This window comes from Stenotrophomonas sp. SrG (assembly GCF_050031795.1).
In the GTDB taxonomy this organism is placed as follows: domain Bacteria; phylum Pseudomonadota; class Gammaproteobacteria; order Xanthomonadales; family Xanthomonadaceae; genus Stenotrophomonas; species Stenotrophomonas rhizophila_A.
In genome coordinates this window covers 18,365-45,187 of record NZ_JBNBBE010000024.1, presented here as the reverse complement: position 1 = coordinate 45,187, position 26,823 = coordinate 18,365, and the positions used below count along the sequence as shown (strand labels likewise).

Below are 26,823 nucleotides of genomic sequence, written 5' to 3'. Positions count from 1 at the left end.
AAGCGTGACGACGTCCAGCGCGGCCAGGTGCTGTGCAAGCCGGGTTCGATCAAGCCGCACACCGAGTTCGAAGGCGAGGTCTACGTGCTGTCGAAGGACGAAGGCGGCCGTCACACCCCGTTCTTCAACGGCTACCGCCCGCAGTTCTACTTCCGTACCACCGACATCACTGGCGCCGCCAAGCTGCCGGAAGGCGTCGAGATGGTGATGCCGGGTGACAACGTGAAGATGGTCGTGACCCTGATCAACCCGGTCGCCATGGACGAAGGCCTGCGCTTCGCGATTCGTGAAGGCGGCCGTACCGTCGGCGCCGGCGTGGTCTCCAAGATCATCAAGTAATCTGCTAGACTCTGCGCCCCGATGTTGCCTGGGTAGGGCATCGGGGTTGCAACACAAACGGGAAAAGAGGCGCAGGACGCACCTCGTGTTCCCCAGACCAGGAAGGGTCGCGCCATTCAGGCAGTGTCAACAGGACCCCCTGTTGACCGCCGCGTTGTATGCGCGCTATACTTTTTGTCTGGGCAGATCGGGAGACCGGTCTGCCTCGATTTTTGAGGTCTACGGAAAGATCTTGTCGCCGCGCAGGAATGTGCGGCGTCCGCATTCAGGATATTCATGGGACAAGGCAACCCAGAGGCCTTGTCCGTCGCTCTTTTAACGAAGGAACCTACCGCCATGGCGGACCAAAAGATCCGGATTCGGTTGAAGGCGTTCGATCATCGTTTGATCGACCGTTCGGCCAGCGAGATCGTTGAAACGGCAAAGCGGACCGGCGCGCAAGTGCGTGGCCCGATCCCGCTGCCGACCAAGATCGAGCGTTACACCATTCTCGTCTCGCCGCACGTCGACAAGGACGCGCGTGACCAGTACGAGACCCGCACGCACAAGCGCGTGCTCGACATCGTCGACCCCAACGACAAGACCGTGGACGCGCTGATGAAGCTCGAACTGGCTGCCGGCGTCGACGTTCAGATCAAGCTGACCTGAGGACTACGACCATGACGAAGAAATATTCGTTGGGCTTCGTGGGCCGCAAGGCTGGCATGAGCCGCGTGTTCACCGAAGATGGCCAGGCCATCCCGGTGACCCTGATTGAAGCTACCCCGAACCGCATCGCGCAGATCAAGACCGTCGAAGCTGACGGCTACAGCGCCGTGCAGGTGACCGTCGGCGCGCGTCGCGCTGCCCTGGTCAACAAGCCGGAAGCCGGCCACTTCGCCAAGGCGAAGGTGGAAGCCGGTCGTGGCCTGTGGGAATTCCGCGTTGAAGACGCGCAGCTCGGCGATTTCGCCGTTGGCGGCGAAGTCAAGGCGGACATCTTTGAAGTTGGCCAGAAGGTCGACGTCCAGGGTGTCACCAAGGGTAAGGGCTTCCAGGGCACCATCAAGCGCTACAACTTCCGTATGGGCGATGCAACCCACGGTAACTCGCTGTCGCATCGCGCGCCGGGTTCGCTGGGCCAGCGCCAGACCCCGGGTCGCGTTTTCCCGGGCAAGAAGATGTCGGGCCACATGGGTGCCGTGCAGCAGAGCACGCAGAACCTGGAAGTTGTCAAGGTCGACGTCGAGCGCGGTCTGATCGCGATTCGTGGCGCCGTGCCTGGCGCTGCGGGTGGTGACGTGATCGTGCGTCCGGCTAGCAAGGCATAAGGAGAGATGACGATGGAACTCGTTATCACGGGTAGCAACAACAAGGTCTCGGTCTCCGATGCCGTGTTCGGTCGCGATTTCAGCGAAGATCTGGTCCACCAGGTCGTCGTTGCCTATCGCAATGCCGGTCGCGCCGGCACCAAGGCACAGAAGACTCGTTCTGAAGTGGCTGGTACCACCAAGAAGTCGAAGAAGCAGAAGGGCGGCGGTGCGCGTCATGGCGCGCTGACGGCTCCGATCTTCGTCGGCGGCGGTGTCACCTTCGCGGCCAAGCCGCGCAGCTTCGAGCAGAAGGTCAACCGCAAGCAGTACCGTGCCGCCATGTGCGCGATCCTGTCCGAGCTGAACCGCCAGGGCCGTTTGACCATCGTGGAGTCCTTCGATGTCGAAGCGACCAGCACGAAGGCTCTGATCGCCAAGCTGGCCGGCCTGGAAGTGGGCAAGCGCCCGCTGATCGTCACCGAGGAAGCCACCGAGCACCTGTACCTGTCGGCCCGCAACATTCCCTACGTGGAAGTGCGTGACGTGCAGGGCCTGGATCCGGTGTCGCTGGTCGGTGCCGACACGGTCGTCATCACCGCTGATGCGGTCAAGAAGGTCGAGGAGTGGCTGGCATGAACAGCAACGAAAAAATCTTCAGCGTGCTGCGTGCTCCGCGAGTCTCCGAAAAGACCGCGCGCCTGCAGGAACATTCCAACCAGTATGTCTTCGAGATCTCGAACGAAGCGACCAAGGCCGACGTGAAGGCCGCGGTAGAGCAGTTGTTCGACGTCAAGGTCGAAGCGGTCAACGTGCTGAACGTGAAGGGCAAGAACAAGTCCTTCCGTAACCGCACCGGCCGCCGCGGCGATTGGCGCAAGGCGTACGTGCGTCTCGCCGATGGCCAGTCCATCGATGTAACGGCCAAGGCCTGAGGTACATCCCATGCCATTGATGAAATTCAAGCCCACTTCCCCCGGCCGCCGTTCGGCCGTGCGCGTGGTTACGCCCGATCTGCACAAGGGCGCACCGCACGCAGCGTTGCTGGAGCCGAAGAGCAACACCGGTGGTCGTAACCACCACGGTCGCATCACCACCCGTCACGTGGGCGGTGGTCACAAGCAGCATTACCGTCTGATTGACTTCAAGCGCAACAAGGAAGGCATTCCGGCGCGCGTGGAACGCATCGAATACGATCCGAACCGCACCGCCCATATCGCCCTGCTGTGCTACGTCGACGGCGAGCGCCGCTACATCATCGCACCGAAGGGCCTGAAGGCCGGTGACCAGGTGATCGCGGGTTCGGATGCGCCGATCAAGACCGGCAACACCCTGCCGCTGCGCAACATCCCGGTTGGTACCACTGTCCACGGCATCGAACTGAAGCCGGGCAAGGGTGCCCAGATCGCGCGTGCCGCCGGCGCTGCCGTGCAGCTCGTCGCTCGTGAAGGCGTCTTCGCCACCCTGCGCCTGCGCTCGGGTGAAATGCGCAAGGTGCCGGTCGAGTGCCGCGCAACGATCGGTGAAGTCGGCAACGACGAACACAACCTGGAAAAGCTGGGCAAGGCTGGCGCCAAGCGCTGGCGCGGTGTCCGCCCGACCGTTCGTGGTGCTGCCATGAACCCGGTTGACCACCCGCACGGTGGTGGTGAGGCGAAGGCCGGCCAGGGTAATCCGCATCCGGTCACCCCGTGGGGTGTTCCGACCAAGGGTTACAAGACGCGCAAGAACAAGCGCACCCAGCAATTCATCGTCCGCGATCGTAGGGGCTAATCGACCATGGCACGTTCACTCAAGAAGGGCCCGTTCGTCGATCACCACCTCGTCAAGAAGGTGGAGGCCGCTGCGGGTAGCAAGAAGCCGATCAAGACCTGGTCGCGCCGTTCGATGATCCTGCCGGAAATGGTAGGCATCACCATCGCCGTTCATAACGGTAAGAACCACGTTCCGGTGCTCGTCAACGAGAACATGGTCGGCCACAAGCTCGGCGAATTTGCCATCACCCGGACCTTCAAGGGTCACGGTGGTGACAAGAAGTCGGGCAAGTAAGGAGAGATGACAATGGAAGCGAAAGCAATCCTGCGCTCCGCGCGCATCTCTGCGCAGAAAGCACGCCTGGTCGCTGACCAGGTGCGCGGCCTGCCGGCCGAGCGTGCGGTCAACCTGCTGAAGTTCTCGGACAAGAAGGCTGCCCACCTGATCAAGAAGGTGGTGGAGTCGGCTATTGCCAATGCCGAGAACAACCAGGGCGCCGACGTCGACGAGCTGAAGGTTCAGACCATCATGGTTGATGAAGGTCCGACCCTGAAGCGTTTCATGGCGCGGGCGAAAGGCCGCGGCACCCGCATCCTCAAGCGCACCAGCCACATCACTGTGGTTGTGGGCGCCGGCAAGTAAGCGGAAAGGAAAACACCATGGGTCATAAAGTTCATCCGATTGGTATCCGCCTCGGCATCTCCAAGGACTGGAACTCCAAGTGGTACGCCAACAAGGCCGAGTTTGCTGGTTATCTGGCAGCCGACCTGAAGGTGCGGGACATGCTGCGCAAGAAGCTCGCGCAGGCCGGCATCAGCAAGATCCTCATCGAACGTCCGGCGAAGACCGCCCGCGTGACGATCCACACCGCCCGTCCGGGCGTGGTGATCGGCAAGCGTGGTGAGGACATCGAGAAGCTGCGCAAGGAAGTGAGCGAAATGATGGGCGTTCCGGCGCACATCAACGTCACCGAAGTGCGCAAGCCCGAGCTGGACGCGCAGCTGGTTGCCGAGTCGATCGCGCAGCAGCTGGAGCGTCGCATCATGTTCCGCCGCGCAATGAAGCGCTCGGTCGGCAACGCGATGCGCCTCGGTGCCCTGGGCATCAAGGTCAACGTCGGTGGCCGCTTGAACGGTGCTGAAATCGCCCGTTCAGAGTGGTACCGCGAAGGCCGCGTGCCGCTGCACACGCTGCGTGCCGACATCGACTATGGCTTCGCTGAAGCCAAGACGACCTACGGCATCATCGGCATCAAGGTCTGGATCTACAAGGGCGAGGTTTTCGATTTCTCCCAGGTTGGCCAGGAAAAGCAGGACGACACCCCGTCGCGCAACGATCGTAACGATCGCGGTGACCGCGGTGACCGTCAGCGCCCGGCCCGTGAAGCGAGGTAACGACAATGTTGCAACCCAAGCGAACCAAGTACCGCAAGGTACACAAGGGCCGTAACGATGGCCTGAGCTGGAGCGCCAACGCTGTCAGCTTCGGCGAATACGGCCTGAAGGCAACCGCCCACGGTCAGCTGACCGCGCGCCAGATCGAAGCGGCCCGCCGCTCGATCAGCCGCTACGTCAAGCGCGGTGGCAAGATGTGGATCCGAGTGTTCCCCGACAAGCCGATCACCAAGAAGCCCATCGAAGTCCGAATGGGTTCTGGTAAGGGCAACGTGGAGTACTGGGTAGCCCAGATCCAGCCCGGCCGCATGATCTATGAAATTGAAGGTGTGGGTGAAGACGTGGCACGCGAGGCGTTCCGCCTGGCAGCTGCCAAGCTCTCCGTGACCACCACTTTCGTGACCCGGACGGTGATGTGATGGATATCAAACAGCTTCGCGAAAAGTCGGCTGACGACCTGAAGTCCCATTTGGTTGACCTGCGTAAGGAGCAGTTCTCGCTCCGCATGCAGCAGGTCACCGGGCAGCTGCCGAAGACTCACGAAACCCGCCGGGTCCGCCGCGAGATTGCTCGCGTCAAGACCCTGCTCGGCAGCAACAAGTAAGGATGGCCGCGATGAGCGACAATACTGAAAACAAGCAGCTGCGCACGGTCGAAGGCCGTGTCGTCAGCAACAAGATGGACAAGACGGTCACCGTGTTGGTGGAGCGCCAGGTCAAGCACGCGCTGTACGGCAAGTACCTGCGTCGTTCGACCAAGCTCCACGCGCACGACGCCGACAACGCCTGCAATGAAGGCGATGTCGTCCGCGTGACCGAAATTGCTCCGATGTCCAAGACCAAGAACTGGCGCGTGGTGGAAATTGTCACCCGTGCGGCTCAATAAGGAGATCTGACTCATGATCCAGATGCAGAGCTACCTCGAGGTCGCGGACAATTCCGGTGCCAAGGAAGTGATGTGCATCAAGGTGCTGGGCGGCTCCAAGCGTCGCTACGCACACATCGGTGACATCATCAAGGTCACCGTGAAGGATGCAATCCCGCGCGGCAAGGTCAAGAAGGGTGAAGTGTTCGACGCCGTCGTGGTGCGTACCCGCAAGGGTGTGCGTCGCGCCGATGGCTCGCTGATCCGTTTCGACACCAATGCCGCGGTCCTGCTCAACAACAAGCAAGAGCCGATCGGCACCCGCATCTTCGGGCCGGTGACCCGTGAACTTCGTTCCGAGAAGTTCATGAAGATCGTCTCGCTCGCTCCCGAAGTGCTGTGAGCGACAGGAGATAATCATGGCTAACCGTATCAAGAAGGGCGACCAGGTCGTCGTCAACACCGGCAAGGACAAGGGCAAGCAGGGCGAAGTCGTCCGCGTCGACGGCGATCGTGTGATCGTCGCCAACGTGAACATCGTCAAGCGCCACACCAAGCCGAACCCGCAGGCAGGCGTTGCCGGCGGCGTGGTCGAGCGTGAAGCGTCGATCCATATCTCCAACGTGAATGTGCTCAACCCGGCTTCGGGCAAGGGCGAGCGCGTTGGCTTCAAGGTGCTGGAGGATGGACGCAAACTGCGTGTGTTCCGCTCCAGCGGTGAGGCGCTTGACGCCTGAGGAATGAGAAGATGAGTTCCCGTCTCGAAAAGTTCTACCAGGAAGAAGTGGTGCCGGCGCTGATGAAGCAGTTCGGCTACACCAATCCGATGCAGGTTCCCCGCCTGGTCAAGGTCACCCTGAACATGGGTGTCGGCGAAGCGGCGACCAACAAGAAGATCCTGGAAAATGCCGTCGCCGACATGGCCAAGGTCTCCGGCCAGAAGCCGATCGTGACCAAGTCCCGCGTCTCGGTGGCTTCGTTCAAGATCCGCGATGGTTGGCCGATCGGCTGCAAGACCACGCTGCGTCGTGCCAAGATGTATGAGTTCCTGGATCGCCTGATCAACATCTCGCTGCCGCGCGTGCGCGACTTCCGTGGTGTCTCGGGTCGTTCCTTCGACGGTCGCGGCAACTTCAACATGGGTGTGAAGGAACAGATCATCTTCCCGGAAATCGACTTCGACGCTGTCGACGCGATCCGCGGCATGGATATCGCCATCACCACCACCGCCAAGACCGATGCGGAAGCGAAGGCGCTGCTCGCAGCGTTCAAGTTCCCGTTCCGTAACTGATACGTCGAGGAATCCGAAATGGCAAAGACCTCCATGGTCAACCGCGACCTGAAGCGTGCGAAGCTGGCCGTCAAGTACGCCGGCAAGCGTGAAGAGCTGAAGAAGATCATCTCCAGCACGACCGCTTCGTACGAAGAGAAGGAACAGGCCGTGATCAAGTTGCAGAAGCTGCCGCGCGATTCGTCGCCGAGCCGCCACCGCAACCGTTGCGAACTGTCGGGCCGCCCGCGTGGCGTGTACAGCAAGTTCGGCCTCGGCCGCAACAAGCTGCGCGAAGCCACCATGCGTGGTGACGTGCCGGGCCTGCGCAAGGCCAGCTGGTAAGGGATCCGTCCCTGCAGTACGGGGTGGGCCTGTTCAGGTTCACCCCGACTTGAAGAGTCCGACCCCGGTCGGGCTCTTTTTGTCGTATACTCCCGCGTCTCACCCGCCCTTAACCTGGTGGAATGGGGAGTGGTAGAGCGGGCTGTTAGCCCGCTGAACAAAGAACGACGGGCCGCCAGGCCCATTCCAAATAGCAAGATTTTCGCGAAAGCGGATATCGGTGCACTCAAAGGTATCGACTATGAGCATGACTGATCCCATCGCCGACCTGCTGGTACGCATCAAGAATGCGGCCGCGGTTGGCAAGCAGACGGTGAAAGCACCGTCCTCCAAGATCAAGGTTGCAATCGCAGAAGTGTTGAAGGCCGAAGGCTACATCACCGACCTGCGCGTGACCAAGACCGAGAACAACAAGGCCGAGCTTGAAATCGTCCTGAAGTATTTCGAGGGCAAGCCGGTCATCGAGACCCTGAAGCGCTTCTCGCGTTCGGGTCTGCGCCAGTACCGTGGCAAGTCCGAGCTGCCGAAGGTCCTGAACGGCCTGGGCATCTCCATCATCTCCACCTCCAAGGGCATCATGACTGATGCGCAGGCGCGCCAGTTGGGCGTCGGCGGCGAAGTCCTGTGCTTCGTGGCCTAAGGCGAGAAGGAAACCACTATGTCCCGCGTAGCCAAGAAGCCGGTCAACCTGCCCAAGGGCGTTGAACTGAACATCCAGCCGGAATCCGTCAGCGTGAAGGGCCCGAAGGGCACCCTGAGCCTGGCCAAGGTTGCTGGCGTTGAAATTTCCGTCAACGACGGCGTTGCCACCCTGGCCGCCAGCAATGACGAGCTGGTCGCCCTCACCGGCACCGTCCGCGCGATCCTGGCCAACATGGTCAAGGGCGTCACCGATGGCTTCGAGCGCAAGCTTGAGCTGGTCGGCGTGGGTTACCGCGCCACCATGCAGGGCAAGGACCTGAGCCTGGCGCTCGGTTTCTCGCACCCGGTTGTGTACGTGGCGCCGGAAGGCATCACGCTGTCGACCCCGACCCAGACCGAAATCCTGGTCCAGGGCACCGACAAGCAGCTGGTGGGCGAAGTTGCCGCCAAGATCCGCGCTTACCGCAAGCCGGAGCCCTACAAGGGCAAGGGTGTGAAGTACGCCGGCGAAGTCATCATTCGTAAGGAAGCCAAGAAGGCGTAAGGGCGAGTCCCCGTTCCGGGGAGGAATCCTGTCTTCAGCTTTCAAGGAAAAAGATCATGAACAAGAACATTGCTCGCCTGCGTCGCGCCAAGTCCACCCGCGCACACATCCGTGTCCTCGGCGTGCCGCGTCTGTCGGTGCTGCGCACCGGTCAGCACCTGTACGCCCAGGTCTTCACCGCCGACGGCTCCAAGGTGCTGGCTGCTGCCAACACCACCCAGGCCGACGTCAAGGAAGGCCTGAAGAACGGCAAGAACAGCGACGCCGCCGCCAAGGTCGGCAAGCTGGTTGCCGAGCGCGCCAAGGCTGCGGGCATCGAGAAGGTCGCTTTCGACCGCTCGGGCTACCGCTACCACGGCCGCATCAAGGCACTGGCCGATGCAGCCCGCGAAGGCGGCCTGCAGTTCTAAGGGATAAGGAAGCGGGGTTGGTCCCCGCTTCCGCCTGCCTGCCGGCACGGGTTGTGCCGGGCGGCGTCCTTCTTCTGCAGGGGCGTTCGATCCACCGCGTCATTCCACAGCTATAAGCGGCCCTGAGCCGTACATACCCAATCAATCAAGGAATCAACATGGCAGAAGAACGTCAGCAGCGGGGTCGCGATCGCGACCGTAACCGCGAAGAGAAAGTCGACGACGGCATGATCGAGAAGCTGGTCGCGGTCAACCGCGTCAGCAAGACCGTCAAGGGCGGTCGTCAGTTCACCTTCACCGCACTGACCGTGGTCGGTGACGGCGCAGGCAAGGTTGGCTTCGGCTACGGCAAGGCGCGTGAAGTGCCGGTCGCGATCCAGAAGTCGATGGAGCAGGCTCGCAAGAACCTGGCCGACGTCGATCTGAACAACGGCACCCTGTGGCACCCGGTGAAGTCCGGCCACGGCGCAGCCCGCGTGTTCATGATGCCGGCTTCGGAAGGTACGGGCGTCATCGCCGGCGGTGCCATGCGCGCCGTGCTGGAAGCAGTGGGCGTCAAGAACGTGCTGGCCAAGGCCGTCGGTTCGCGCAACCCGATCAACCTGGTTCGCGCCACGCTGAAGGGTCTGTCCGAAATGCAGTCGCCGGCCCGCATCGCGGCCAAGCGCGGCAAGAAGGTGGAGGATCTCAACCATGGCTAATGACACCGTCAAGACCGTCAAGGTCCGTCTGGTTGGCGGCCTGCGTGGCACCCAGTCGCGTCACCGCCTGTCGGTGCGTGCCCTGGGCCTGAACAAGCTCAACGATGTTCGTGTCCTGAAGGACAGCCCGCAGGTTCGCGGTCTGATCAACAAGGTCCACTACCTCGTCAAGGTTGAGGAATAATCCAATGACCCTGCATCTCAATGAACTGAGCCCGGCACCGGGCGCGCGCAAAGAGCGCACCCGCGTCGGCCGTGGTATCGGCTCCGGCCTGGGCAAGACCTGCGGCCGCGGCCACAAGGGTTCGTTCGCCCGTAAGGGTGGCGGCAAGATCAAGGCGGGCTTCGAAGGCGGCCAGACCCCCATGCAGCGTCGTCTGCCGAAGGTCGGTTTCCGTTCCAAGATCGCCAAGGACACCGCCGAAGTGCTGTCGTACCACCTGGACCGCCTGGAAGCTGGCGAGATCGATTTCGCCGCGCTGCGCGCTGCGAAGCTGGTCCCGAGCACTGCCAAGCAGGCCAAGATCGTCATGAAGGGCGGCCTGACCAAGGCCTTCACCCTGAAGGGCATCGCAGCAACGGCCGGTGCCAAGGCCGCGATCGAAGCTGCCGGCGGCAGCGTACAGGAGTAAGACATGGCGCAAGCTGGCATTGGTAACCTGGGCGGCGGGCTCGGCAAGTTCACGGAACTTCGCCAGCGTCTGCTGTTCGTCGTCGGGGCTTTGATCGTCTACCGCATCGGCTGTTATGTGCCGGTGCCGGGCGTCAATCCCGATGCCATGCTTGCGCTCATGCAGGCGCAGGGCGGCGGCATCGTGGACATGTTCAACATGTTCTCGGGCGGCGCCCTGCACCGTTTCAGCATTTTCGCGCTGAACGTTATGCCGTACATCTCGGCATCCATCGTGATGCAGCTGGCCGTCCACATCTTCCCCGCGCTCAAGGCGATGCAGAAGGAAGGTGAGTCCGGTCGCCGCAAGATCACCCAATATTCCCGCATCGGCGCCGTGTTGCTGGCCGTGGTGCAGGGCGGCAGCATCGCGCTGGCGCTGCAGAACCAGCTGTCCCCGTCCGGTGCGCCGGTCGTGTACGCGCCGGGCATGGGCTTCGTGCTCACCGCCGTGGTCGCGTTGACCGCCGGTACCATCTTCCTGATGTGGGTTGGCGAGCAGGTCACCGAGCGCGGCATCGGCAACGGTGTGTCGCTGATCATCTTCGCCGGCATCGTGGCCGGCCTGCCGGGTGCGGTCATCCACACCTTCGACGCCTTCCGCGAAGGCAACCTGCAGTTCATCCAGCTGCTGCTGATCGCGCTGGTGGTGCTGGCCTTCACCTTCTTCGTGGTGTTCGTCGAACGCGGCCAGCGCCGCATCACGGTGAACTACGCACGTCGCCAGGGTGGCCGCAACGCGTACATGAACCAGACCTCGTTCCTGCCGCTGAAGCTGAACATGGCGGGCGTGATCCCGGCCATCTTCGCCTCCAGCATCCTCGCATTCCCGACCACCCTGGCCATGTGGTCCGGCCAGGCCAGCTCGGCGACCTGGCTGCAGAAGGTCGCCAACGCCCTGGGTCCGGGCGAGCCGCTGCACATGATCGTGTTCGCTGCCCTGATCACCGGTTTCGCGTTCTTCTATACCGCGCTGGTGTTCAACTCGCAGGAAACCGCCGACAACCTGAAGAAGTCGGGCGCGCTGATTCCGGGCATCCGTCCGGGCAAGGCCACCGCCGATTACATCGACGGCGTGCTGACCCGCCTGACCGCGGCCGGCTCGGCCTACCTGGTGATCGTCTGCCTGCTGCCGGAAATCATGCGCACGCAGCTGAACGCCTCGTTCTACTTCGGCGGCACCTCGCTGCTGATCGTGGTGGTGGTGGTGATGGACTTCATTGCGCAGATCCAGGCGCACCTGATGTCGCACCAGTACGAGAGCCTGTTGAAGAAGGCCAACCTGAAGGGCGGCAACCGCGGCGGTTTTGCCCGCGGCTGATTGGCCTGTTACACTATCGTCTTCCTGACGTGATGGTCCTCCGCTTCGCGGACCTGGCCACACAAACGAAGGGCGGCCCCCGCAGCGGTTCCGGGTGGGGGTGAGATCGGGTCGTCCCGCGCGGGAGTAGCGCGGGCGGCGCCGGAAGAGGGCCCGAAAGGGTCGCTTCCGGAGTCAACCTGGTCCGGCGCCGGAGCCTGGGCACACTCCCTGGGCCGGGTCCATGAAACCTTTCAGGTTTCACGGGCTTCCATGTAAACCGGAACCTTGTTAGTATCGCTAGTTCACTTTTTGATCCATCCTGCCGGATCGGCGCGCCTCGGGTGCGCTGTCGGCCATCACTCAGCTGGAGAACCGCGTCATGGCGCGTATTGCAGGCGTCAACCTGCCAGCCCAGAAGCACGTCTGGGTCGGGTTGCAAAGCATTTACGGCATCGGCCGTACCCGTTCGAAGAAGGTCTGCGACGCCGCAGGCGTGACCTCGACCACCAAGATCCGCGATCTGTCGGAGCCGGAAATCGAGCGTCTGCGCTCGGAAGTGGCCAAGTACATCGTGGAAGGCGATCTGCGCCGTGAAATCGGTATCGCGATCAAGCGCCTGATGGACCTGGGCTGCTACCGCGGTCTGCGTCACCGCCGCGGCCTGCCGCTGCGTGGTCAGCGCACCCGTACCAACGCCCGCACCCGCAAGGGCCCGCGCAAGGCGATCAGGAAGTAAGGGACCTAAGAAATGGCTAAGCCCGTCGCTAAGACCAAGAAGAAGATCAAGCGCGTCGTCACTGACGGCGTTGCCCACGTCCACGCTTCTTTCAACAACACCATCGTGACCATCACCGACCGCCAGGGCAATGCTCTGTCGTGGGCGACGTCCGGTGGCGCTGGCTTCCGCGGTTCGCGTAAGTCCACCCCGTTCGCTGCCCAGGTGGCTGCCGAGAAAGCCGGCCGTGCCGCGCTGGATTACGGCGTCAAGTCCCTGGAAGTCCGCATCAAGGGCCCGGGTCCGGGTCGTGAGTCGGCCGTGCGCTCGCTGAACAACGTGGGCTACAAGATCACCAACATCATCGACGTGACGCCAATCCCGCACAACGGGTGCCGTCCGCCGAAGAAGCGTCGCGTCTAAAGGAGCGATAAGAAATGGCTCGTTATATCGGTCCTACCTGTAAGCTCGCCCGCCGCGAAGGCGCCGACCTTTCCCTCAAGAGCCCGGCCCGTGCGCTGGACTCCAAGTGCAAGCTGGAGCAGAAGCCCGGCCAGCACGGCGCGACCGCCCGCAAGGGCAAGCTGTCCGACTACGCCACCCAGCTGCGTGAAAAGCAGAAGGTCAAGCGTATCTACGGTCTGCTGGAGCGTCAGTTCCGCAACTACTACAAGAAGGCCTCGACCAAGAAGGGCAACACCGGCGAGAACCTGCTGCAGCTGTTGGAAACCCGCCTGGACAACGTCGTCTATCGCATGGGCTTCGCAGTGACCCGTCCGGCTGCCCGTCAGCTGGTCTCGCACCGCGGCGTCACCGTGAACGGCAAGTCGGTCAACCTGGCTTCGTACCAGGTCAAGGCTGGCGACGCTGTCGCGCTGTCCGAGAAGGCTGCCAAGCAGCTGCGCGTTCAGGAAGCCCTGACCGTGTCCAAGACGCACGACCTGCGCCCGACGTGGATCGAAGTGGACGCCGACAAGTTCGCCGGCATCTTCAAGGCCGTGCCGGATCGTTCGGACCTGCCTGCGGATATCAACGAAGCGCTGATCGTCGAGTTGTATTCGAAGTAATTCACATTGGAGAGCCCCCGGCGACGGCCGGGGGTTCACTAGGAGAACCCGCAACATGACGGTTACCGCCAACCAGGTTCTGCGTCCTCGTGGTCCGCAGATCGAACGCCTTACCGACACCCGCGCCAAGGTCGTTATCGAACCCTTGGAGCGTGGTTACGGGCATACGCTGGGCAATGCCCTGCGTCGCGTGCTGCTGTCGTCCATCCCGGGCTTCGCCATCACGGAAGTTGAGATCGACGGCGTACTGCACGAGTACACCACGCTCGAAGGCCTGCAGGAGGACGTTCTCGAAGTCCTGCTCAACCTGAAGGACGTGGCGATCCGTATGCACACCGGCGACAGCGCAACCCTGTCGCTGTCCAAGCAGGGTCCGGGTGTCGTGACTGCTGCCGATATCAAGGTCGACCACAACGTCGAGATCCTCAACACGGATCATGTCATCTGCCACCTGACCAAGGACACGGCAGTCAACATGCGCCTGAAGATCGAGCGTGGTTTCGGCTACCAGCCGGCCGCCGCGCGTCGTCGTCCGGACGAAGAAACCCGTGCCATCGGTCGTCTGGTCCTGGACGCCTCGTTCTCGCCGGTCCGTCGCGTCGCCTATTCGGTGGAAGCGGCCCGCGTCGAACAGCGTACCGACCTGGACAAGCTGGTGCTGGACATCGAAACCAACGGCACGATCGATGCCGAGGAAGCCGTGCGCACTGCCGCCGACATCCTCAGCGATCAGCTGTCGGTCTTCGGTGACTTCACCCACCGCGACCGCGGTGCAGCCAAGCCGGCCAACAACGGCGTGGATCCGGTGCTGCTGCGCCCGATCGACGACCTGGAACTGACCGTGCGTTCGGCCAACTGCCTCAAGGCCGAGAGCATCTACTACATCGGCGATCTGATCCAGAAGACCGAAGTGGAACTGCTCAAGACCCCGAACCTCGGCAAGAAATCGCTGACCGAGATCAAGGAAGTCCTCGCCCAGCGCGGCCTTTCGCTCGGCATGAAGCTGGAGAACTGGCCGCCGGCCGGTGTCGCCCAGCACGGCATGCTCGGCTGATCCAGCGCAGTAAATGCTTTACCCCGCACCTTCGGGTGCGGGGGCTTTACCCGAAGCACCTCGCATCGACAGGCGCCAGCCTGCGGTGACGGTCGGCCAGGAGGGCCGGCACCGGACCATCCGCAGTCCAAGCAACAACGCCGGGAAGGCGACAGCGATACCCAACCGATCCAACATTCTTTCAAGGAACATCCGTCATGCGTCACATGAAATCCGGCCGTAAGTTCAGCCGTACCAGCGCCCACCGCGAAGCAATGTTCAAGAACATGGCCGCGTCGCTGTTCAAGCACGAGCTGATCAAGACCACCCTGCCGAAGGCCAAGGAACTGCGCCGCGTCGCCGAGCCGCTGATCACCCTGGCCAAGGTCGACTCCGTTGCCAACCGCCGTCTGGCTTTCGCCCGCCTGCGTGACAACGAAGCCGTGGGCAACCTGTTCACCACCCTGGGCCCGCGTTACGCGAACCGTCCGGGCGGCTACCTGCGTCTGCTGAAGTGCGGCTTCCGCGCTGGCGACAACGCGCCGATGGCCTACGTCGAACTGGTCGACCGTCCGGCCGCCGTGGCTGAAGCCGTCGAAGAATAATCGACGCGCTTTACCAAAGATTCTTCAAAGAACCCGGCCTTGTGCCGGGTTTTTTGTTGGCTGTAGATCAAGAGCAACGTCAACGTCAACGGCGCTGGTTGCTCGCTGGTCACTGCGGGGCCCCGGCCGGTGTGGGTTTGCGGGGGGCGCCGTGAACCCTTCCATGGGGGCTCTTACCAAACATCCATGTTTGGTAAAGCCCCCGCAAACCCACCCCGGCCGGGGCCCCCGACACGTGGTCGGTGGCCAAAGGGCCCATCGGCCGGGCGTGGGAGGCTGGCGCCTGAGACAGGCCGGGCACGCCCGGCCCGGCGTCGCCAACGGTAAAACCGGGCCTTGCCCGACTGCTGTTGCCCTCCCATGCGCACCGACCCACCGTCGGGGTCGCGACGGGGGCGGGTTTGCGGGGGCTTTGCGAAACATGGATGTTTCGCAAGAGCCCCCAAGGACGGGTTCACGGCGCCCCCCGCAAACCCGCCCCCGGCGCGGCCGGGCCGTGGACCTCTCAGCCGTGAAGCTGTTGGCGCAAACCCTGAAACACACCATATGGCCTACTAAGCCGATGTACGGCAAACGGCCGCAGCCTACACCGCACAGCTCCCTGTTAATCTTGGCGTCTGGACTAACAAGAGTGTTGGCAATGAATCCATTGCGCTGGAATTACCGCGCCCAGTTCCTTCTGGGGTTCCTGGTGTGTGCTGGCCTGCTGGGCTATGCGATCTTCCTGCAGCTGAAGATGGGGCTGGAGCCTTGCCCGCTGTGCATCTTCCAGCGCATCGCGTTCGCCGCGCTGGGGTTGTTGTTCCTGATTGGCGCGCTGCATGGCCCGCGGGATCGGCCCGGGCGCATCACCTATGGCGTGCTGGCCTTCATTGCCGCCGCCGTGGGCATCGGCATTGCCGGGCGCCATGTGTACGTGCAGCTGCTGCCCCAGGACATGGGCTCGAGCTGTGGGCCGCCGCTTTCGTTCCTGAGCGAGACCATGGGGCCGTTCGAAGTGTTCCGTACCGTGCTTACCGGTACCGGCAACTGCGGCAACATCGACTGGCAGTTCCTGGGGCTGACCATGCCCATGTGGAGCCTGGTGTGGTTCACCGTGCTGGGCCTGTGGGCGCTGGTGGTGTCGTTCCGCCGTCCTGCCCGTCGCTACTGATCTTTCTTCTGCTGGTTTACTGGATATTCCGATGACTGCCTCCGACCGTGCCACCCCTTCCGCTTCGCTGCCGACCGACTGGTCGCCGGAGAGCTGGCGCGGCCGGCCCGCGCTGCAGATGCCGACGTATCCCGATCCGGTGGCGCTGGATGCGTCCTTGCACGAGCTCAAGCGGCTGCCGCCGCTGGTGACCTCCTGGGAGATCCTCTCGCTCAAGCAGCAGCTCGCCGAGGCCCAGGAAGGCAAGCGTTTCCTGCTGCAGGGCGGCGATTGCGCGGAGAACTTCAGCGACTGCGAGTCCACCACCATCTCCAACCGGCTCAAGGTGCTGCTGCAGATGAGCCTGGTGCTCGTGCACGGCATGCGCAAGCCCGTGATCCGCGTCGGCCGGTTCGCCGGGCAATATGCCAAGCCGCGTTCGGCCGATACCGAAACCCGCGATGGCGTGACCCTGCCCAGCTACCGGGGTGATGTGATCAACGCGCCCGAGTTCACCGAAGCCGCGCGCCTGCCCGATCCGCGCAGGATGCTGCAGGCCCACGCGCATTCGGCCATGACCATGAACTTCGTGCGTGCGCTGATCGATGGTGGCTTCGCCGACCTGCACCATCCCGAGTACTGGAACCTGGAGTGGGTGCGGCATTCGCCGCTGGCCACCGACTACCAGAAGATGGTCTCCTCCATCGGCGATGCCGTGCGCTTCATGGAAACCCTGTCCGGCGCGCAGGTGTACAACCTCAACCGGATCGACTTCTATACCTCGCACGAAGCGCTGCTGCTGCCGTATGAGCAGGCGCTCACCCGCCAGGTGCCGCGCCAGCATGGCTGGCTCAACCTGAGCACGCATTACCCGTGGATCGGCATGCGCACCGCCGCCCTCGATGGCGCCCACGTGGAATACCTGCGCGGCGTGCGCAACCCCATTGCCATCAAGGTCGGCCCGTCCGTGCAGCCCGACCAGCTGCTGCGCCTGATCGACGTGCTCAATCCTGAAGACGAACCCGGCCGCCTGAGTTTCATCCATCGCATGGGGGCGGCCCAGATCGCCGGGAAGCTGCCGCCGCTGCTGGAGGCGGTCAAGCGCGATGGTCGCCGCGTGCTGTGGGTGTGCGATGCCATGCATGGCAACACCGAAAGCACCAGCAACGGCTACAAGACCCGTCGCTTCGACAACGTGCGCAGTGAAGTGGAGCTGTCCTTCGACCTGCACGCGGCCGCCGGTACGCGGCTGGGCGGCGTGCACCTGGAGCTGACCGGGGAGGATGTCACCGAGTGCACCGGGGGCGCGCGCGAGCTCACCGAGCGCGACCTGGAGCGTGCCTACCGGTCATCGGTAGATCCGCGCCTGAACTACGAGCAGTCGCTCGAGATCGCCATGGCCATCGTGCGCAAGCAGGGCGGCTGACCGCGTAACAATTCCGGGCGTGGCTCTACGCTACGGTCATGTCGTGTTTGGCACGCTAGAGCTCCTTTGTGATCAACACGGGAGCGTGCATGCACGTGGATTGGCAGACGGCCGCCGCTTATCTCTGGCCGATCGGGATCGCGCTGGCGATCGGTCTCACCGGATGGTGGGCACTGATGTTGCTGACCCGCCGCCTGAAGGGGCGCGACTACCGCCGTGCGCGCATCGCGCGCGTGATCAGCCGGCCGCTGGCGTTCGCGCTGCCGATGCTGGTGCTGATTCCCGCACTGGAAGCCACCCCGCTGGACGGGCGCTGGCTGGACCAGTCGCTGCGGCTGCTGCATATCGGATTGACGGCGTGCTTCATCTGGCTGCTGGTGCGCGCGGTGGCTGCCGGCGAGCAGGCGATCCTGCGTGACCACCCGATGGAAGTGGCCGACAACCTGGCCGCCCGCCGCATCCAGACCCAGACCCGCGTGCTCAGCCGCGTGCTGATGGGCGCCATCATCCTGGTCGGCGCCTCGATGGTGCTGCTGACCTTCCCGATGGTGCGCCAGATCGGCACCGCACTGCTGGCCTCGGCCGGCATCATCGGCCTGGTCGCCGGCATCGCCGCCAAGCCGGTGTTCGGCAACCTGATCGCCGGCCTGCAGATCGCGCTGACCCAGCCGATCCGCCTCGATGACGTGGTGATCGTCGAAGGCGAATGGGGCCGGGTGGAAGAGATCGGCAGCAGCTACGTGGTGGTGCGGATCTGGGACGAGCGGCGCATGGTGGTGCCGTTGACCTGGTTCATCGAGAATCCATTCCAGAACTGGACCCGGCGCAGCGCCGACCTGCTCGGCACCGCCTTCCTGTGGCTGGACTATCGGGCGCCGATCGCGGCGATCCGCACCGAGCTCGAGCGCATCTGCAAGGGCGAAGCGTTGTGGGATGGCCGCGTCTGCGTCACCCAGGTGACGGAAACCACCGATCACACGCTGCAGGTGCGCCTGCTGGTCAGTGCGCGCAATTCCGGCGACGCCTTCGACCTGCGCTGCATCGTGCGCGAACGCATGCTCGACTTCCTCGCCCGTGAACATCCGCAGGCGCTGCCACGCACGCGCGCCGAACTCCTCGAGCGCCCCGATCCGCCCACGCGCACCCCGCGCTCGCAGCCCGCCGACGACGTGCGCTCACCCGGCGCCGAAGACGGCCCCCCGGCGGTGGTCCCGGTCGAAGACCCCACGGTGGGTTGATCCCGATCCCAATGCGCCCGTAAAAATTCGTAGCCCCGGCCGTTGGCCGGACCGCAGCCAACCTACGGCAACAACGCCTGCGTCCCGAACCGCGGCGGACGCCGGGCCCGGGTGCGCTGCTCATAGTCGTACGCCAGCTCGATCAGCTTCGGCTCGCTCCAGGCCGTGCCCATGAACAACAGCCCCAAGGGCAGTCCGTTCACGTGCGCCATCGGCACGGTCAGGCTCGGGTAGCCGGCCACGGCGGCGGCGCTGTAGCTGCCGCCGGGGAAGTCATCGCCCTGGCCGGTACGGATCGGCCATGCGGTGCCCGTGGTGGGCGCCACCAGGGCGTCCAGGCGCTCGGCCTTGAGCACCGCGTCGATCCCCTCGGGGCCGGCCAGGCGGCGCGCCTGGGTGCGTGCAGCGATGTACTCGGGGCTGCCCAGGCCGCCGGCCTGCGCGGCCGTCTCCATCAGATCCTGCCCGAACAGCACCAGCTCCTTGTCGGCATGGGTCCGGTTGAAGGCGATGATCGCGTCCAGGTCGCGCACCGGGGCCTGGTGGCGGGTGAGGTAGCGCTGCATGCCGGCTTTGAACTCGTGCAGCAGCACCAGGCGTTCGGCGTCTTCCCACTGCCCCTCGGTAGGCAGCTGCACCGGTACCACCACGGCGCCGGCATCGCGCAGCACGCCGATCGCGTGCTGCAGGGCGGGAGCGACCCCGGGCTGCTGGTCCAGCGGACCATGCAGGACGCCGATCCGGGCGCCGCGCAGGCCGTCCGGATTCAGTCGCGCGGTGTAGTCATACACCGCCCGCCCGGGCATGGTCGCCGTGGCCGGGTCGGCGTCGTCGCGGCCGGCCATCGCCGTCAACAGGGCGGCGGCATCGGCCACGCTGCGGGTGATCGGGCCGGCGGTGTCCTGGCTGAAGGAAATCGGCACGATGCCATCGCGGCTGACCAGCCCGACCGTGGGTTTGAGCCCGACCACGCCGTTCACCGCAGCCGGGCAGACGATGCTGCCGTCGGTCTCGGTACCCACCGCGGCGGCTGCCAGGTTGGCCGCCACCGCCACCGCGCTGCCGCTGCTGGAGCCGCACGGGTTGTGGCTGAGCCGGTAGGGATTCCGGGTCTGGCCACCACGCGCGCTCCAGCCGGAAATCGACTGGCTGGAACGGAAGTTCGCCCATTCGCTGAGATTGGTCTTGCCCAGGATCAGCGCGCCGGCCGCGCGCAGCCGGGTGACCAGGAACGCATCGTCGGGGCGGAACCCGGCCAGTGCCAGCGAACCGGCGCTGGTGCCCATCGGGCGTGCCCCGATGTTGTCCTTGAGCAGCAGCGGAATGCCGTGCAGGGGGCCGCGCAGCTGCCCGCGGCGGCGTTCGGCATCCAGTGCCGCCGCTTCCTTCAGGGCATCCGGATTGAGCTCCAGCACGGCGTTGAGGCGCGGGCCGGCGCGGTCGAGCCGGGCGATCCGTTCCAGGTAGGCGCGGGTCAGGGTGACGCTGTCCAGCTCGCCAGCGGCCATCGCCGCCTGCAACTGGACGATATCGGTTTCGGCGTAGGCGAACGGCGTATCGCGTGGGGCCGCGGACGCGGCGGCATGGGCCTGGTTGAACAAGGGCACGGGCGAGGGCGAGCAGCCTGCCAGCAGTGCGATGGCCAACACGAGCGATGTCAGTGGCGCGCGCATCTGTGTATCCCCGGAACCAGCGCTCAGGCTAACCAGCGCTCCGCACGCTTGGCAACTCACGCCGGCGGTTGGGCCGGGCCGTGACGCTTGCGGATGTCGCGGGCGAGGACGCCGACCACGATGAGGTTGATCACCAGCACCGACCACGAGGCCCAGCCCGGGTGGCGGATGATCGCGAAAATGTCGAACGGCAGGTAGATGCCGGCGGTGACGCAGCCCAGCCAGGATGCCCAGGCTTTGGCGCGCCAGAGGCCCCAGGCCTCGAAGAGATGCAGGATGCCGTAGGCAACCATGGCCGCAGCGGCCAGGTGGACGGCATCGGGGCTGATCATGTTGAGCAGCGAGGGCAGGGTGCCGTGATCCGGGTCCAGGCTGAAACGCCGGATCAGGGCATTGACCCCATCACGCAGTGGCTGCGGGCCGAGCACTTCCAGCCCGGTAGCCGCCAACAGCGCCAGGACCGCCTTGCTGGCTTCCAGCAAGGCGATCATGTGAAGTCCCGGATGCTTGTGAGGATCCGGGTTGTAGGCCGTGTCGGTCACAAGGGTCCGATCAGCCGCCGCGCGAGGCCTTCTTGCGGTCGCTTTCGGTCAGGAACTTCTTGCGCAGACGGATTTCCTTGGGCGTGATTTCGACCAGTTCGTCGTCTTCGATGAAGTCCAGGGCCTGCTCCAGCGAGTACTTGATCGCCGGGGTCAGCTGGATCGCGTCGTCCTTGCCCGAAGCGCGCATGTTGGTCAGCGGCTTGGTCTTGATCGCGTTGACGGTCAGGTCGTTGTCCTTGGAGTGGATACCGATCAGCTGGCCTTCGTACACGTTGTCACCTTCAGCAGCGAACAGCTTGCCGCGTTCCTGCAGCGGCCCCAGCGAGTACGCGGGGGTGGCGCCCGGGGCGTTGGCGATCATCACGCCGTTCTGGCGCTTGGCGATGGCGCCCTGTTCCTTCGGGCCGTAATGGTCGAACACGTGGAACAGCAGGCCAGAACCCTGGGTCAGGGTCTTGAACTCGTTCTGGAAGCCGATCAGGCCACGGGCCGGGATCATGTATTCCAGGCGCACACGGCCCTTGCCGTCCGGCTCCATGTTCTTCAGCTGGCCCTTGCGGGTGCCCAGCTTTTCCATCACGCCGCCCTGGTGCACTTCTTCAACGTCCACCACCAGCTGCTCGATCGGCTCCATGGCCTGGCCGTCGATCTGCTTGATGATCACTTCCGGGCGCGACACGGCCAGCTCGTAGCCTTCGCGACGCATGTTCTCGATCAGCACCGACAGGTGCAGTTCGCCACGGCCGGAGACCAGGAACTTGTCGGCGTCTTCCAGCTGTTCCACCTTCAGGGCCACGTTGTGGACCTGTTCGCGGTCCAGGCGGTCCTTGATCTGGCGGCTGGTCAGGAACTTGCCACCGGACAGATCCTTGTTGCCGGCGAACGGCGAGTTGTTGACCTGGAAGGTCATGGAGATGGTCGGCTCGTCGACGGTCAGCGCCGGCAGTGCTTCCGGGGTGTCCGGGTGGCACAGGGTGTCGGAGATGGTCAGCTCCGGAATGCCCGAGATGGCGACGATGTCGCCGGCTTCGGCCGTTTCCTGCTCGATGCGCTCAAGGCCCAGGAAGCCCAGCACCTGGGCGACCTTGCCGTTGCGCTTCTTGCCTTCACGGTCGATCACCGCGACCTGCATGTTCTTCTTCAGGGTGCCGCGCTGGATGCGGCCGATGCCGATCACGCCCACGAAGTTGTTGTAGTCCAGCTGGCTGATGCGCATCTGGAACGGACCTTCCGGGTCCACTTCCGGCTTCGGCGCGTGCTGCATGATCGCTTCGTACAGCGGGGTCATGTCGCCATCGCGCACGCTGTCTTCCAGGCCGGCGTAGCCGTTCAGGGCCGAAGCGTAGACGATCGGGAAGTCGAGCTGTTCATTGGTGGCGCCGAGCTTGTCGAACAGGTCGAAGACCTGGTCGATCACCCAATCCGGACGCGAGCCCGGGCGGTCGACCTTGTTGACCACCACGATCGGCTTGAAGCCCATCGCGAAGGCCTTCTGGGTGACGAAGCGGGTCTGCGGCATCGGGCCGTCCATGGCGTCGACCAGGATCAGCACGGTGTCCACCATCGACAGCACGCGCTCCACTTCACCGCCGAAGTCGGCGTGTCCGGGGGTGTCGACGATGTTGATGCGGTTCTTGACGCCGGTGCGCTTGTCTTCCCAGGTGATGGCCGTGTTCTTGGCCAGGATCGTGATGCCACGCTCCTTTTCCTGGTCGTTGCTGTCCATCACGCGCTCGGCGAGCACGGTGCGCTCGGAGAGGGTGCCGGACTGCTTCAGCAGCTGGTCCACAAGGGTGGTCTTACCGTGGTCGACGTGGGCGACGATGGCGATGTTGCGAAGATTTTCGATAGACATGCGAAAGGGGGCCAGTCGGCGCCGGATTTGGAAAAAGAAGTCCATCATTATACGGCTTTGATGGCCAAACGCGAAAACAACCTTTGGCGCATTCAGGTAGCGCCCGCCGTTGGCGGGCACACGGGTACCTGAGGGCCGGCCAACGGCCTGCGCTACCGGGTGGGTTCGACCATGGTCAGGCGGGCTCCGCGCGTCCCTCCGGTGTATCCTTACGGGCTGACGACAACCCCCGAATATCAAGGATCCTCATGTCCCTCATCGCCACTTTCGACACCACCCAGGGCCCGATCAAGGTCGAGCTGTTCGCCGACAAGGCGCCGCTGACCGTCGCCAACTTCGTGAACCTGGTCCAGAAGGGCTTCTATGACGGCCTGATCTTCCACCGCGTGATCCCCGATTTCATGATCCAGGGCGGTTGCCCCAAGGGCCAGGGCACCGGCGGCCCGGGCTACAAGTTCGAAGACGAGAAGAACGGCGTGAAGCACCAGGTCGGTTCGCTGTCCATGGCCAATGCCGGCCCGAACACCAACGGCAGCCAGTTCTTCATCACCCACATCAAGACCGACTGGCTGGACGGCAAGCACACCGTGTTCGGCCAGGTGCTGGATGGCCAGGCCATCGTGGACTCGGTCAAGCAGGGCGACGTGATCCATTCGATCACCCTGGAAGGCGACACCGACGCCGTGCTGGCCGCCCAGGCCGACCGCGTGGCCGAGTGGAACAAGCTGATCCCGGCCAAGTAATTCCCTTTCAACGGCCTCCCTCGCGGGAGGCCGTTGCGCATTTCCGGCCGCCCCGCCAGGTTTCTCCCCGCCCGGTGGCCACTCCCACACAGCTTCTTAGCAGAGGAAATCCCCATGAAAGCACCTGTTCGTGTTGCCGTGACCGGCGCCGCCGGCCAGATCGGCTACGCCCTGCTGTTCCGCATCGCCTCCGGCGAAATGCTGGGCAAGGACCAGCCGGTCATCCTGCAGCTGCTCGAGCTGCCGGTCGACAAGGCCCAGGCCGCCCTGCGCGGCGTGATGATGGAACTGGAAGACTGCGCGTTCCCGCTGCTGGCCGGCATGGTCGGCACCGATGACGCCGAAGTGGCGTTCAAGGACGCCGACATCGCCCTGCTGGTCGGCGCGCGTCCGCGCGGCCCGGGCATGGAGCGCAAGGACCTGCTGCTGGAAAACGCCAAGATCTTCACCGCGCAGGGCGCGGCGCTGAACAAGGTCGCCAGCCGCAACGTGAAGGTGCTGGTCGTCGGCAACCCGGCCAACACCAATGCCTACATCGCCATGAAGTCGGCGCCGGACCTGAACCCGCGCAACTTCACCGCCATGCTGCGCCTGGACCACAACCGTGCGCTGAGCCAGCTGTCGTCCAAGCTGGGCAAGTCGGTGGGTGGCATCGAGAAGCTGGTCGTGTGGGGCAACCACAGCCCGACCATGTACCCGGACTACCGTTTCGCCACCGCCGACGGTGCCTCCGTCGCCGATGCGATCAACGACCAGGAATGGAATGCCGGTACCTTCATTCCGACCGTGGGCAAGCGCGGCGCGGCGATCATCGAAGCCCGTGGTTCGTCCTCGGCTGCTTCGGCCGCCAATGCCGCCATCGACCACGTGCGCGACTGGGTGCTGGGCAGCAACGGCAAGTGGGTGACCATGGGCGTGCCGTCCGACGGTTCCTACGGCATCCCGGAAGGCGTGATCTTCGGCTTTGCGGTGACCACCGAAAACGGTGAGTACACCCTGGTCAAGGACCTGCCGGTCGACGACTTCAGCCAGAAGTACATCGACAAGACCCTGGCCGAGCTGGAAGAAGAGCGCAGCGGCGTGGCCCACCTGCTGGGTTGATCCCTTGGTCGGTACGCATTGAAAAACGCCGGGCTTGCCCGGCGTTTTTTTGTTCCGCTACCCGGCGCGCAACCGCCCTGCATCTTTCGCCGGCGGCGCGCCGAATACGCGGACGTAGTCGCGGCTGAACTGCGAGGGGCTTTCGTAGCCGACGTGGAAGCCGGCGCTGGCCGCGTCCAGTGCATCGCCCACCATCAACCGGCGCGCCTCCTGCAGGCGCAGGCGGGTGCGGAACTCCAGCGGGCTCAGCGTGGTGATCGCCTTGAAGTGCTGGTGGAAACTGGAGCGGCTCATGCCGGCCACCTCGGCGACCTGTTCGATCCGGCACGGCTGGTGGAAGTTCGTCTTGATCCACGCGATGGCGCGGGCGATCTGGTTGAGCCGGCTGTCGGCCTGCGCGATGTGGCGCAGGATCCCGCCACCGGGCCCCTGCAGCAGCCGGTACAGCAGTTCGCGCACGGTCAGGGGCGCCAGCGCGTCGATATCAGACGGTGCGTCCAGCAGCGCCAGCAGGCGAACCGCAGCATCCAGCAGTTCCGGGCTGGTGCGGTTGAGCGACAGCCCGCTGGCGGGCGCTGGCGCAAGTGCCGGCGCGGCCGGGTGGGCGAGGGCGAGTTCGGACAACGTGGCCATGTCCAGATCCAGCTGCAGGCACAGATAGGGCCGTTCGGGACTGGCCTGGATCACCGAGCCCATCACCGGCAGGTCCACCGAGGCGATCAGGTAGTGTTGCGGGTCATAGCGGTACGAGGTCGCGCCCAGGTGCGCCTGTTTGACGCCCTGGCCGACCAGGCACACGGTGGGTTCGTAGATCACCGGCATGGGCAGCGTCGGCGATGCGGCGCGGATCAGCGTGACCCCCGGCAGTGCGACGGCATGCATGCCGTCGGACGGCGCGTGGCGGTCCAGCAGGGCAACGAAGGCAGCGAGTCGGTCCATGCCGTTGGATGGTACAGGCCGACCGGCGCGGGGCGCGTGGGGGATGGACGATCGTGCAAGCCTGCCGGACGCACAGGCTATCGCCTCCCGGAGCCGCCGCCGGAAGATTCCCGGCACTTCCCTGGCCCGAGGCTCTGCCGATGACCACCAACGCCCTCAATCACTACCGCCTGCTCGGACGATCCGGCCTGCGCGTGTCGCCGCTGTCGTTGGGCACCATGACCTTCGGTGCCGACTGGGGCTGGGGCGCCGACGACACCGAGGCCGCGCGCATCTTCGATGCCTATGTCGAGCGCGGCGGCAACTTCATCGACACCGCCGTGAACTACACCAACGGCAGCGCCGAACGCATCCTCGGCCGGCTGATCAAGGCCATGCGCGAACGCATCGTGCTCGCCACCAAGTTCACCATGTCGCGCGAGGCGGGCAATCCCAATGCCGGTGGCAACCACCGTCTCAACCTGGTGCGCTCCGTGGAAACCAGCCTGCGCCAGCTCGATACCGATCGTATCGACCTGCTGTACCTGCACGCGTGGGACTTCACGACATCGCCGCAGGAGGTGATGCGTGCGCTGGACGATCTGGTCCGCGCGGGCAAGGTGCTTTACCTCGGTATCTGCAACACGCCGGCATGGCGCGTGGCGCAGATGCAGACCCTGGCCGACCTGCGCGGCTGGTCGCCGTTCGTCGCGCTGCAGATCGAGTACAGCCTGCTCGAGCGTACCGTGGAGCACGAGTTGATGCCGATGGCCGAAGCGCTCGGTCTCGGCGTGCTGCCCTGGTCGCCGCTGGGCGGCGGGGTGCTCACCGGCAAGTACAGCCGCGCGGATCTGACCGACGACAATGCTGCCGACGTATCGCCCACGCGCAAGGGCGTGATCGCGTCCACCGGACACCTTACCGGGCGCGCCCTGGATATCGCCGACGTGGTCGGTGCGATCGCCGAGGAGCTGGGTGCCAGCCGTTCGCAGGTCGCCCTGGCCTGGACGCTGCGGCATCCGGCCGTGGTCTCGCCGGTCATGGGCGCGCGCACCTTGGCGCAGTTCCAGGACAATATCGGTGCGCTGGACATCGTGTTCAGTGATGCGCAGCTGCAACGCCTGGACGCGGCGAGCGCGCCGGCACCGATCTTCCCCGCGCGTTTCATCGCACGGCCGATGGCACAGCAGCTGATCACTGGTGGAAGCCGGATCCGGAGCCGGTAGCACCGGGCCCTCCTACGACC

37 protein-coding genes and 1 pseudogene are annotated in these 26,823 nt (G+C 64.4%); 34 read left to right on the top strand and 4 right to left on the bottom strand.

The features are described from left to right. The 31 genes and pseudogenes from ACQG3P_RS17875 to ACQG3P_RS17725 form a co-directional block, all read left to right on the top strand. A pseudogene (locus tag ACQG3P_RS17875) lies at positions 1-339 on the top strand (hypothetical protein); the annotation flags it as partial. Between the two features lie 336 nt (positions 340-675). Beyond that, entirely contained in the window at positions 676-987 is a 312-nt protein-coding gene (gene rpsJ / locus ACQG3P_RS17870; RefSeq protein WP_010341589.1) for a 30S ribosomal protein S10, read from the top strand. An 11-nt stretch (positions 988-998) separates the two neighbouring features. Continuing rightward, the gene (gene rplC / locus ACQG3P_RS17865) at positions 999-1,649 is read left to right on the top strand and encodes a 50S ribosomal protein L3 (RefSeq protein WP_068849456.1); all 651 of its coding nucleotides are present in this window, start codon (positions 999-1,001) and stop codon (positions 1,647-1,649) included. 12 nt (positions 1,650-1,661) lie between these two features. Then, positions 1,662-2,267 (top strand): 50S ribosomal protein L4, encoded by a 606-nt coding sequence (gene rplD / locus ACQG3P_RS17860; protein ID WP_068849458.1) that lies wholly within the window; start codon positions 1,662-1,664, stop codon positions 2,265-2,267. Then, complete coding sequence (gene rplW / locus ACQG3P_RS17855) at positions 2,264-2,563, top strand: 50S ribosomal protein L23 (protein ID WP_068854553.1); 300 nt, start codon at positions 2,264-2,266, stop codon at positions 2,561-2,563. The genes rplD and rplW overlap by 4 nt, the downstream gene beginning before the upstream one ends. A 10-nt stretch (positions 2,564-2,573) precedes the next feature. Further along, positions 2,574-3,401 (top strand): 50S ribosomal protein L2, encoded by an 828-nt coding sequence (rplB, locus tag ACQG3P_RS17850; RefSeq protein WP_068849460.1) that lies wholly within the window; start codon positions 2,574-2,576, stop codon positions 3,399-3,401. 6 nt (positions 3,402-3,407) lie between these two features. Further along, a complete protein-coding gene (gene rpsS, locus ACQG3P_RS17845; RefSeq protein ID WP_017355409.1) occupies positions 3,408-3,677 on the top strand; it encodes a 30S ribosomal protein S19 in 270 nt (89 codons plus the stop codon). Between the two features lie 12 nt (positions 3,678-3,689). After that, positions 3,690-4,025 carry a 50S ribosomal protein L22 gene (gene rplV / locus ACQG3P_RS17840; protein WP_017355410.1) on the top strand — a complete coding sequence of 112 codons (336 nt, stop codon included), beginning with the start codon at positions 3,690-3,692 and terminating at the stop codon, positions 4,023-4,025. Positions 4,026-4,042: 17 nt separating this feature from the next. Beyond that, the gene (gene rpsC, locus ACQG3P_RS17835; RefSeq protein ID WP_068849461.1) at positions 4,043-4,777 is read left to right on the top strand and encodes a 30S ribosomal protein S3; all 735 of its coding nucleotides are present in this window, start codon (positions 4,043-4,045) and stop codon (positions 4,775-4,777) included. 5 nt (positions 4,778-4,782) lie between these two features. Beyond that, positions 4,783-5,196: a 50S ribosomal protein L16 gene (gene rplP / locus ACQG3P_RS17830; RefSeq protein ID WP_068849463.1), complete on the top strand. Its 414-nt coding sequence runs from the start codon at positions 4,783-4,785 to the stop codon at positions 5,194-5,196. Beyond that, positions 5,196-5,381 carry a 50S ribosomal protein L29 gene (gene rpmC / locus ACQG3P_RS17825; RefSeq protein WP_068849465.1) on the top strand — a complete coding sequence of 62 codons (186 nt, stop codon included), beginning with the start codon at positions 5,196-5,198 and terminating at the stop codon, positions 5,379-5,381. The genes rplP and rpmC overlap by 1 nt, the downstream gene beginning before the upstream one ends. 11 nt (positions 5,382-5,392) lie before the next feature. Next, the gene (gene rpsQ / locus ACQG3P_RS17820; RefSeq protein WP_068849467.1) at positions 5,393-5,662 is read left to right on the top strand and encodes a 30S ribosomal protein S17; all 270 of its coding nucleotides are present in this window, start codon (positions 5,393-5,395) and stop codon (positions 5,660-5,662) included. A 13-nt stretch (positions 5,663-5,675) separates the two neighbouring features. Continuing rightward, on the top strand, positions 5,676-6,044 hold the full coding sequence (gene rplN / locus ACQG3P_RS17815; RefSeq protein WP_068849469.1) for a 50S ribosomal protein L14: 369 nt from the start codon (positions 5,676-5,678) through the stop codon (positions 6,042-6,044). Between the two features lie 16 nt (positions 6,045-6,060). Next, complete coding sequence (gene rplX, locus ACQG3P_RS17810) at positions 6,061-6,378, top strand: 50S ribosomal protein L24 (RefSeq protein ID WP_017355416.1); 318 nt, start codon at positions 6,061-6,063, stop codon at positions 6,376-6,378. 11 nt (positions 6,379-6,389) lie between these two features. After that, positions 6,390-6,932: a 50S ribosomal protein L5 gene (rplE, locus tag ACQG3P_RS17805; RefSeq protein ID WP_068849470.1), complete on the top strand. Its 543-nt coding sequence runs from the start codon at positions 6,390-6,392 to the stop codon at positions 6,930-6,932. 18 nt (positions 6,933-6,950) lie between these two features. After that, positions 6,951-7,256 carry a 30S ribosomal protein S14 gene (rpsN, locus tag ACQG3P_RS17800; RefSeq protein WP_068849472.1) on the top strand — a complete coding sequence of 102 codons (306 nt, stop codon included), beginning with the start codon at positions 6,951-6,953 and terminating at the stop codon, positions 7,254-7,256. A 241-nt stretch (positions 7,257-7,497) separates the two neighbouring features. Further along, a complete protein-coding gene (gene rpsH / locus ACQG3P_RS17795) occupies positions 7,498-7,896 on the top strand; it encodes a 30S ribosomal protein S8 (protein WP_017355419.1) in 399 nt (132 codons plus the stop codon). Positions 7,897-7,914: 18 nt separating this feature from the next. Then, positions 7,915-8,442: a 50S ribosomal protein L6 gene (rplF, locus tag ACQG3P_RS17790; protein ID WP_068849473.1), complete on the top strand. Its 528-nt coding sequence runs from the start codon at positions 7,915-7,917 to the stop codon at positions 8,440-8,442. Positions 8,443-8,498: 56 nt separating this feature from the next. Then, positions 8,499-8,852 (top strand): 50S ribosomal protein L18, encoded by a 354-nt coding sequence (gene rplR, locus ACQG3P_RS17785; RefSeq protein WP_019186158.1) that lies wholly within the window; start codon positions 8,499-8,501, stop codon positions 8,850-8,852. 158 nt (positions 8,853-9,010) lie between these two features. Beyond that, positions 9,011-9,553, top strand: a complete 543-nt coding sequence (gene rpsE / locus ACQG3P_RS17780) for a 30S ribosomal protein S5 (RefSeq protein WP_038690276.1) — start codon at positions 9,011-9,013, stop codon at positions 9,551-9,553. Further along, positions 9,546-9,737 carry a 50S ribosomal protein L30 gene (gene rpmD / locus ACQG3P_RS17775; RefSeq protein ID WP_068849475.1) on the top strand — a complete coding sequence of 64 codons (192 nt, stop codon included), beginning with the start codon at positions 9,546-9,548 and terminating at the stop codon, positions 9,735-9,737. The genes rpsE and rpmD overlap by 8 nt, the downstream gene beginning before the upstream one ends. Positions 9,738-9,741: 4 nt before the next feature. After that, positions 9,742-10,185, top strand: a complete 444-nt coding sequence (gene rplO, locus ACQG3P_RS17770) for a 50S ribosomal protein L15 (RefSeq protein ID WP_068849476.1) — start codon at positions 9,742-9,744, stop codon at positions 10,183-10,185. A gap of 3 nt (positions 10,186-10,188) precedes the next feature. Further along, positions 10,189-11,544 carry a preprotein translocase subunit SecY gene (gene secY / locus ACQG3P_RS17765; RefSeq protein WP_068849478.1) on the top strand — a complete coding sequence of 452 codons (1,356 nt, stop codon included), beginning with the start codon at positions 10,189-10,191 and terminating at the stop codon, positions 11,542-11,544. A gap of 361 nt (positions 11,545-11,905) precedes the next feature. After that, positions 11,906-12,262 (top strand): 30S ribosomal protein S13, encoded by a 357-nt coding sequence (gene rpsM / locus ACQG3P_RS17760; protein ID WP_017355426.1) that lies wholly within the window; start codon positions 11,906-11,908, stop codon positions 12,260-12,262. Between the two features lie 12 nt (positions 12,263-12,274). Next, positions 12,275-12,664 (top strand): 30S ribosomal protein S11, encoded by a 390-nt coding sequence (gene rpsK / locus ACQG3P_RS17755; protein ID WP_017355427.1) that lies wholly within the window; start codon positions 12,275-12,277, stop codon positions 12,662-12,664. Between the two features lie 14 nt (positions 12,665-12,678). After that, positions 12,679-13,308: a 30S ribosomal protein S4 gene (gene rpsD / locus ACQG3P_RS17750; RefSeq protein ID WP_068849480.1), complete on the top strand. Its 630-nt coding sequence runs from the start codon at positions 12,679-12,681 to the stop codon at positions 13,306-13,308. 55 nt (positions 13,309-13,363) lie between these two features. After that, positions 13,364-14,362: a DNA-directed RNA polymerase subunit alpha gene (locus tag ACQG3P_RS17745; RefSeq protein WP_068849481.1), complete on the top strand. Its 999-nt coding sequence runs from the start codon at positions 13,364-13,366 to the stop codon at positions 14,360-14,362. Between the two features lie 197 nt (positions 14,363-14,559). Beyond that, positions 14,560-14,946: a 50S ribosomal protein L17 gene (rplQ, locus tag ACQG3P_RS17740; protein WP_068849483.1), complete on the top strand. Its 387-nt coding sequence runs from the start codon at positions 14,560-14,562 to the stop codon at positions 14,944-14,946. 640 nt (positions 14,947-15,586) lie between these two features. Then, positions 15,587-16,099, top strand: coding sequence for a disulfide bond formation protein B (locus ACQG3P_RS17735; protein ID WP_068849485.1), 513 nt, complete (start codon positions 15,587-15,589; stop codon positions 16,097-16,099). Positions 16,100-16,130: 31 nt separating this feature from the next. Beyond that, positions 16,131-17,504, top strand: coding sequence for a class II 3-deoxy-7-phosphoheptulonate synthase (locus tag ACQG3P_RS17730; RefSeq protein ID WP_068849487.1), 1,374 nt, complete (start codon positions 16,131-16,133; stop codon positions 17,502-17,504). Between the two features lie 89 nt (positions 17,505-17,593). After that, on the top strand, positions 17,594-18,742 hold the full coding sequence (locus ACQG3P_RS17725) for a mechanosensitive ion channel domain-containing protein (RefSeq protein WP_184124912.1): 1,149 nt from the start codon (positions 17,594-17,596) through the stop codon (positions 18,740-18,742). Positions 18,743-18,804: 62 nt separating this feature from the next. Here the strand turns inward: ACQG3P_RS17725 and ACQG3P_RS17720 are convergent, their stop codons facing one another. The 3 genes from ACQG3P_RS17720 to typA all read right to left on the bottom strand — a co-directional run bounded on the left by ACQG3P_RS17720 (position 18,805) and on the right by typA (position 22,815). Further along, complete coding sequence (locus ACQG3P_RS17720; protein ID WP_426805788.1) at positions 18,805-20,415, bottom strand: amidase; 1,611 nt, start codon at positions 20,413-20,415, stop codon at positions 18,805-18,807. A gap of 56 nt (positions 20,416-20,471) precedes the next feature. After that, the gene (locus ACQG3P_RS17715) at positions 20,472-20,906 is read right to left on the bottom strand and encodes a DUF2127 domain-containing protein (protein ID WP_221414303.1); all 435 of its coding nucleotides are present in this window, start codon (positions 20,904-20,906) and stop codon (positions 20,472-20,474) included. A gap of 61 nt (positions 20,907-20,967) precedes the next feature. After that, a complete protein-coding gene (gene typA / locus ACQG3P_RS17710; RefSeq protein ID WP_184124918.1) occupies positions 20,968-22,815 on the bottom strand; it encodes a translational GTPase TypA in 1,848 nt (615 codons plus the stop codon). A gap of 248 nt (positions 22,816-23,063) precedes the next feature. Between typA and ACQG3P_RS17705 the strand changes: the two genes are divergently transcribed. Both ACQG3P_RS17705 and ACQG3P_RS17700 read left to right on the top strand, forming a co-directional pair. Next, positions 23,064-23,558 (top strand): peptidylprolyl isomerase, encoded by a 495-nt coding sequence (locus ACQG3P_RS17705; RefSeq protein WP_093534590.1) that lies wholly within the window; start codon positions 23,064-23,066, stop codon positions 23,556-23,558. A 114-nt stretch (positions 23,559-23,672) separates the two neighbouring features. After that, positions 23,673-24,659: a malate dehydrogenase gene (locus tag ACQG3P_RS17700; RefSeq protein WP_038690241.1), complete on the top strand. Its 987-nt coding sequence runs from the start codon at positions 23,673-23,675 to the stop codon at positions 24,657-24,659. A 57-nt stretch (positions 24,660-24,716) separates the two neighbouring features. Here the strand turns inward: ACQG3P_RS17700 and ACQG3P_RS17695 are convergent, their stop codons facing one another. Then, positions 24,717-25,598, bottom strand: coding sequence for an AraC family transcriptional regulator N-terminal domain-containing protein (locus ACQG3P_RS17695; protein ID WP_426805787.1), 882 nt, complete (start codon positions 25,596-25,598; stop codon positions 24,717-24,719). A 140-nt stretch (positions 25,599-25,738) separates the two neighbouring features. On the opposite strand from ACQG3P_RS17695, the gene ACQG3P_RS17690 reads away from it, so the two are divergent. Next, positions 25,739-26,803: an aldo/keto reductase gene (locus tag ACQG3P_RS17690; protein WP_426805786.1), complete on the top strand. Its 1,065-nt coding sequence runs from the start codon at positions 25,739-25,741 to the stop codon at positions 26,801-26,803. The last annotated feature ends 20 nt before the right edge of the window (positions 26,804-26,823 follow it).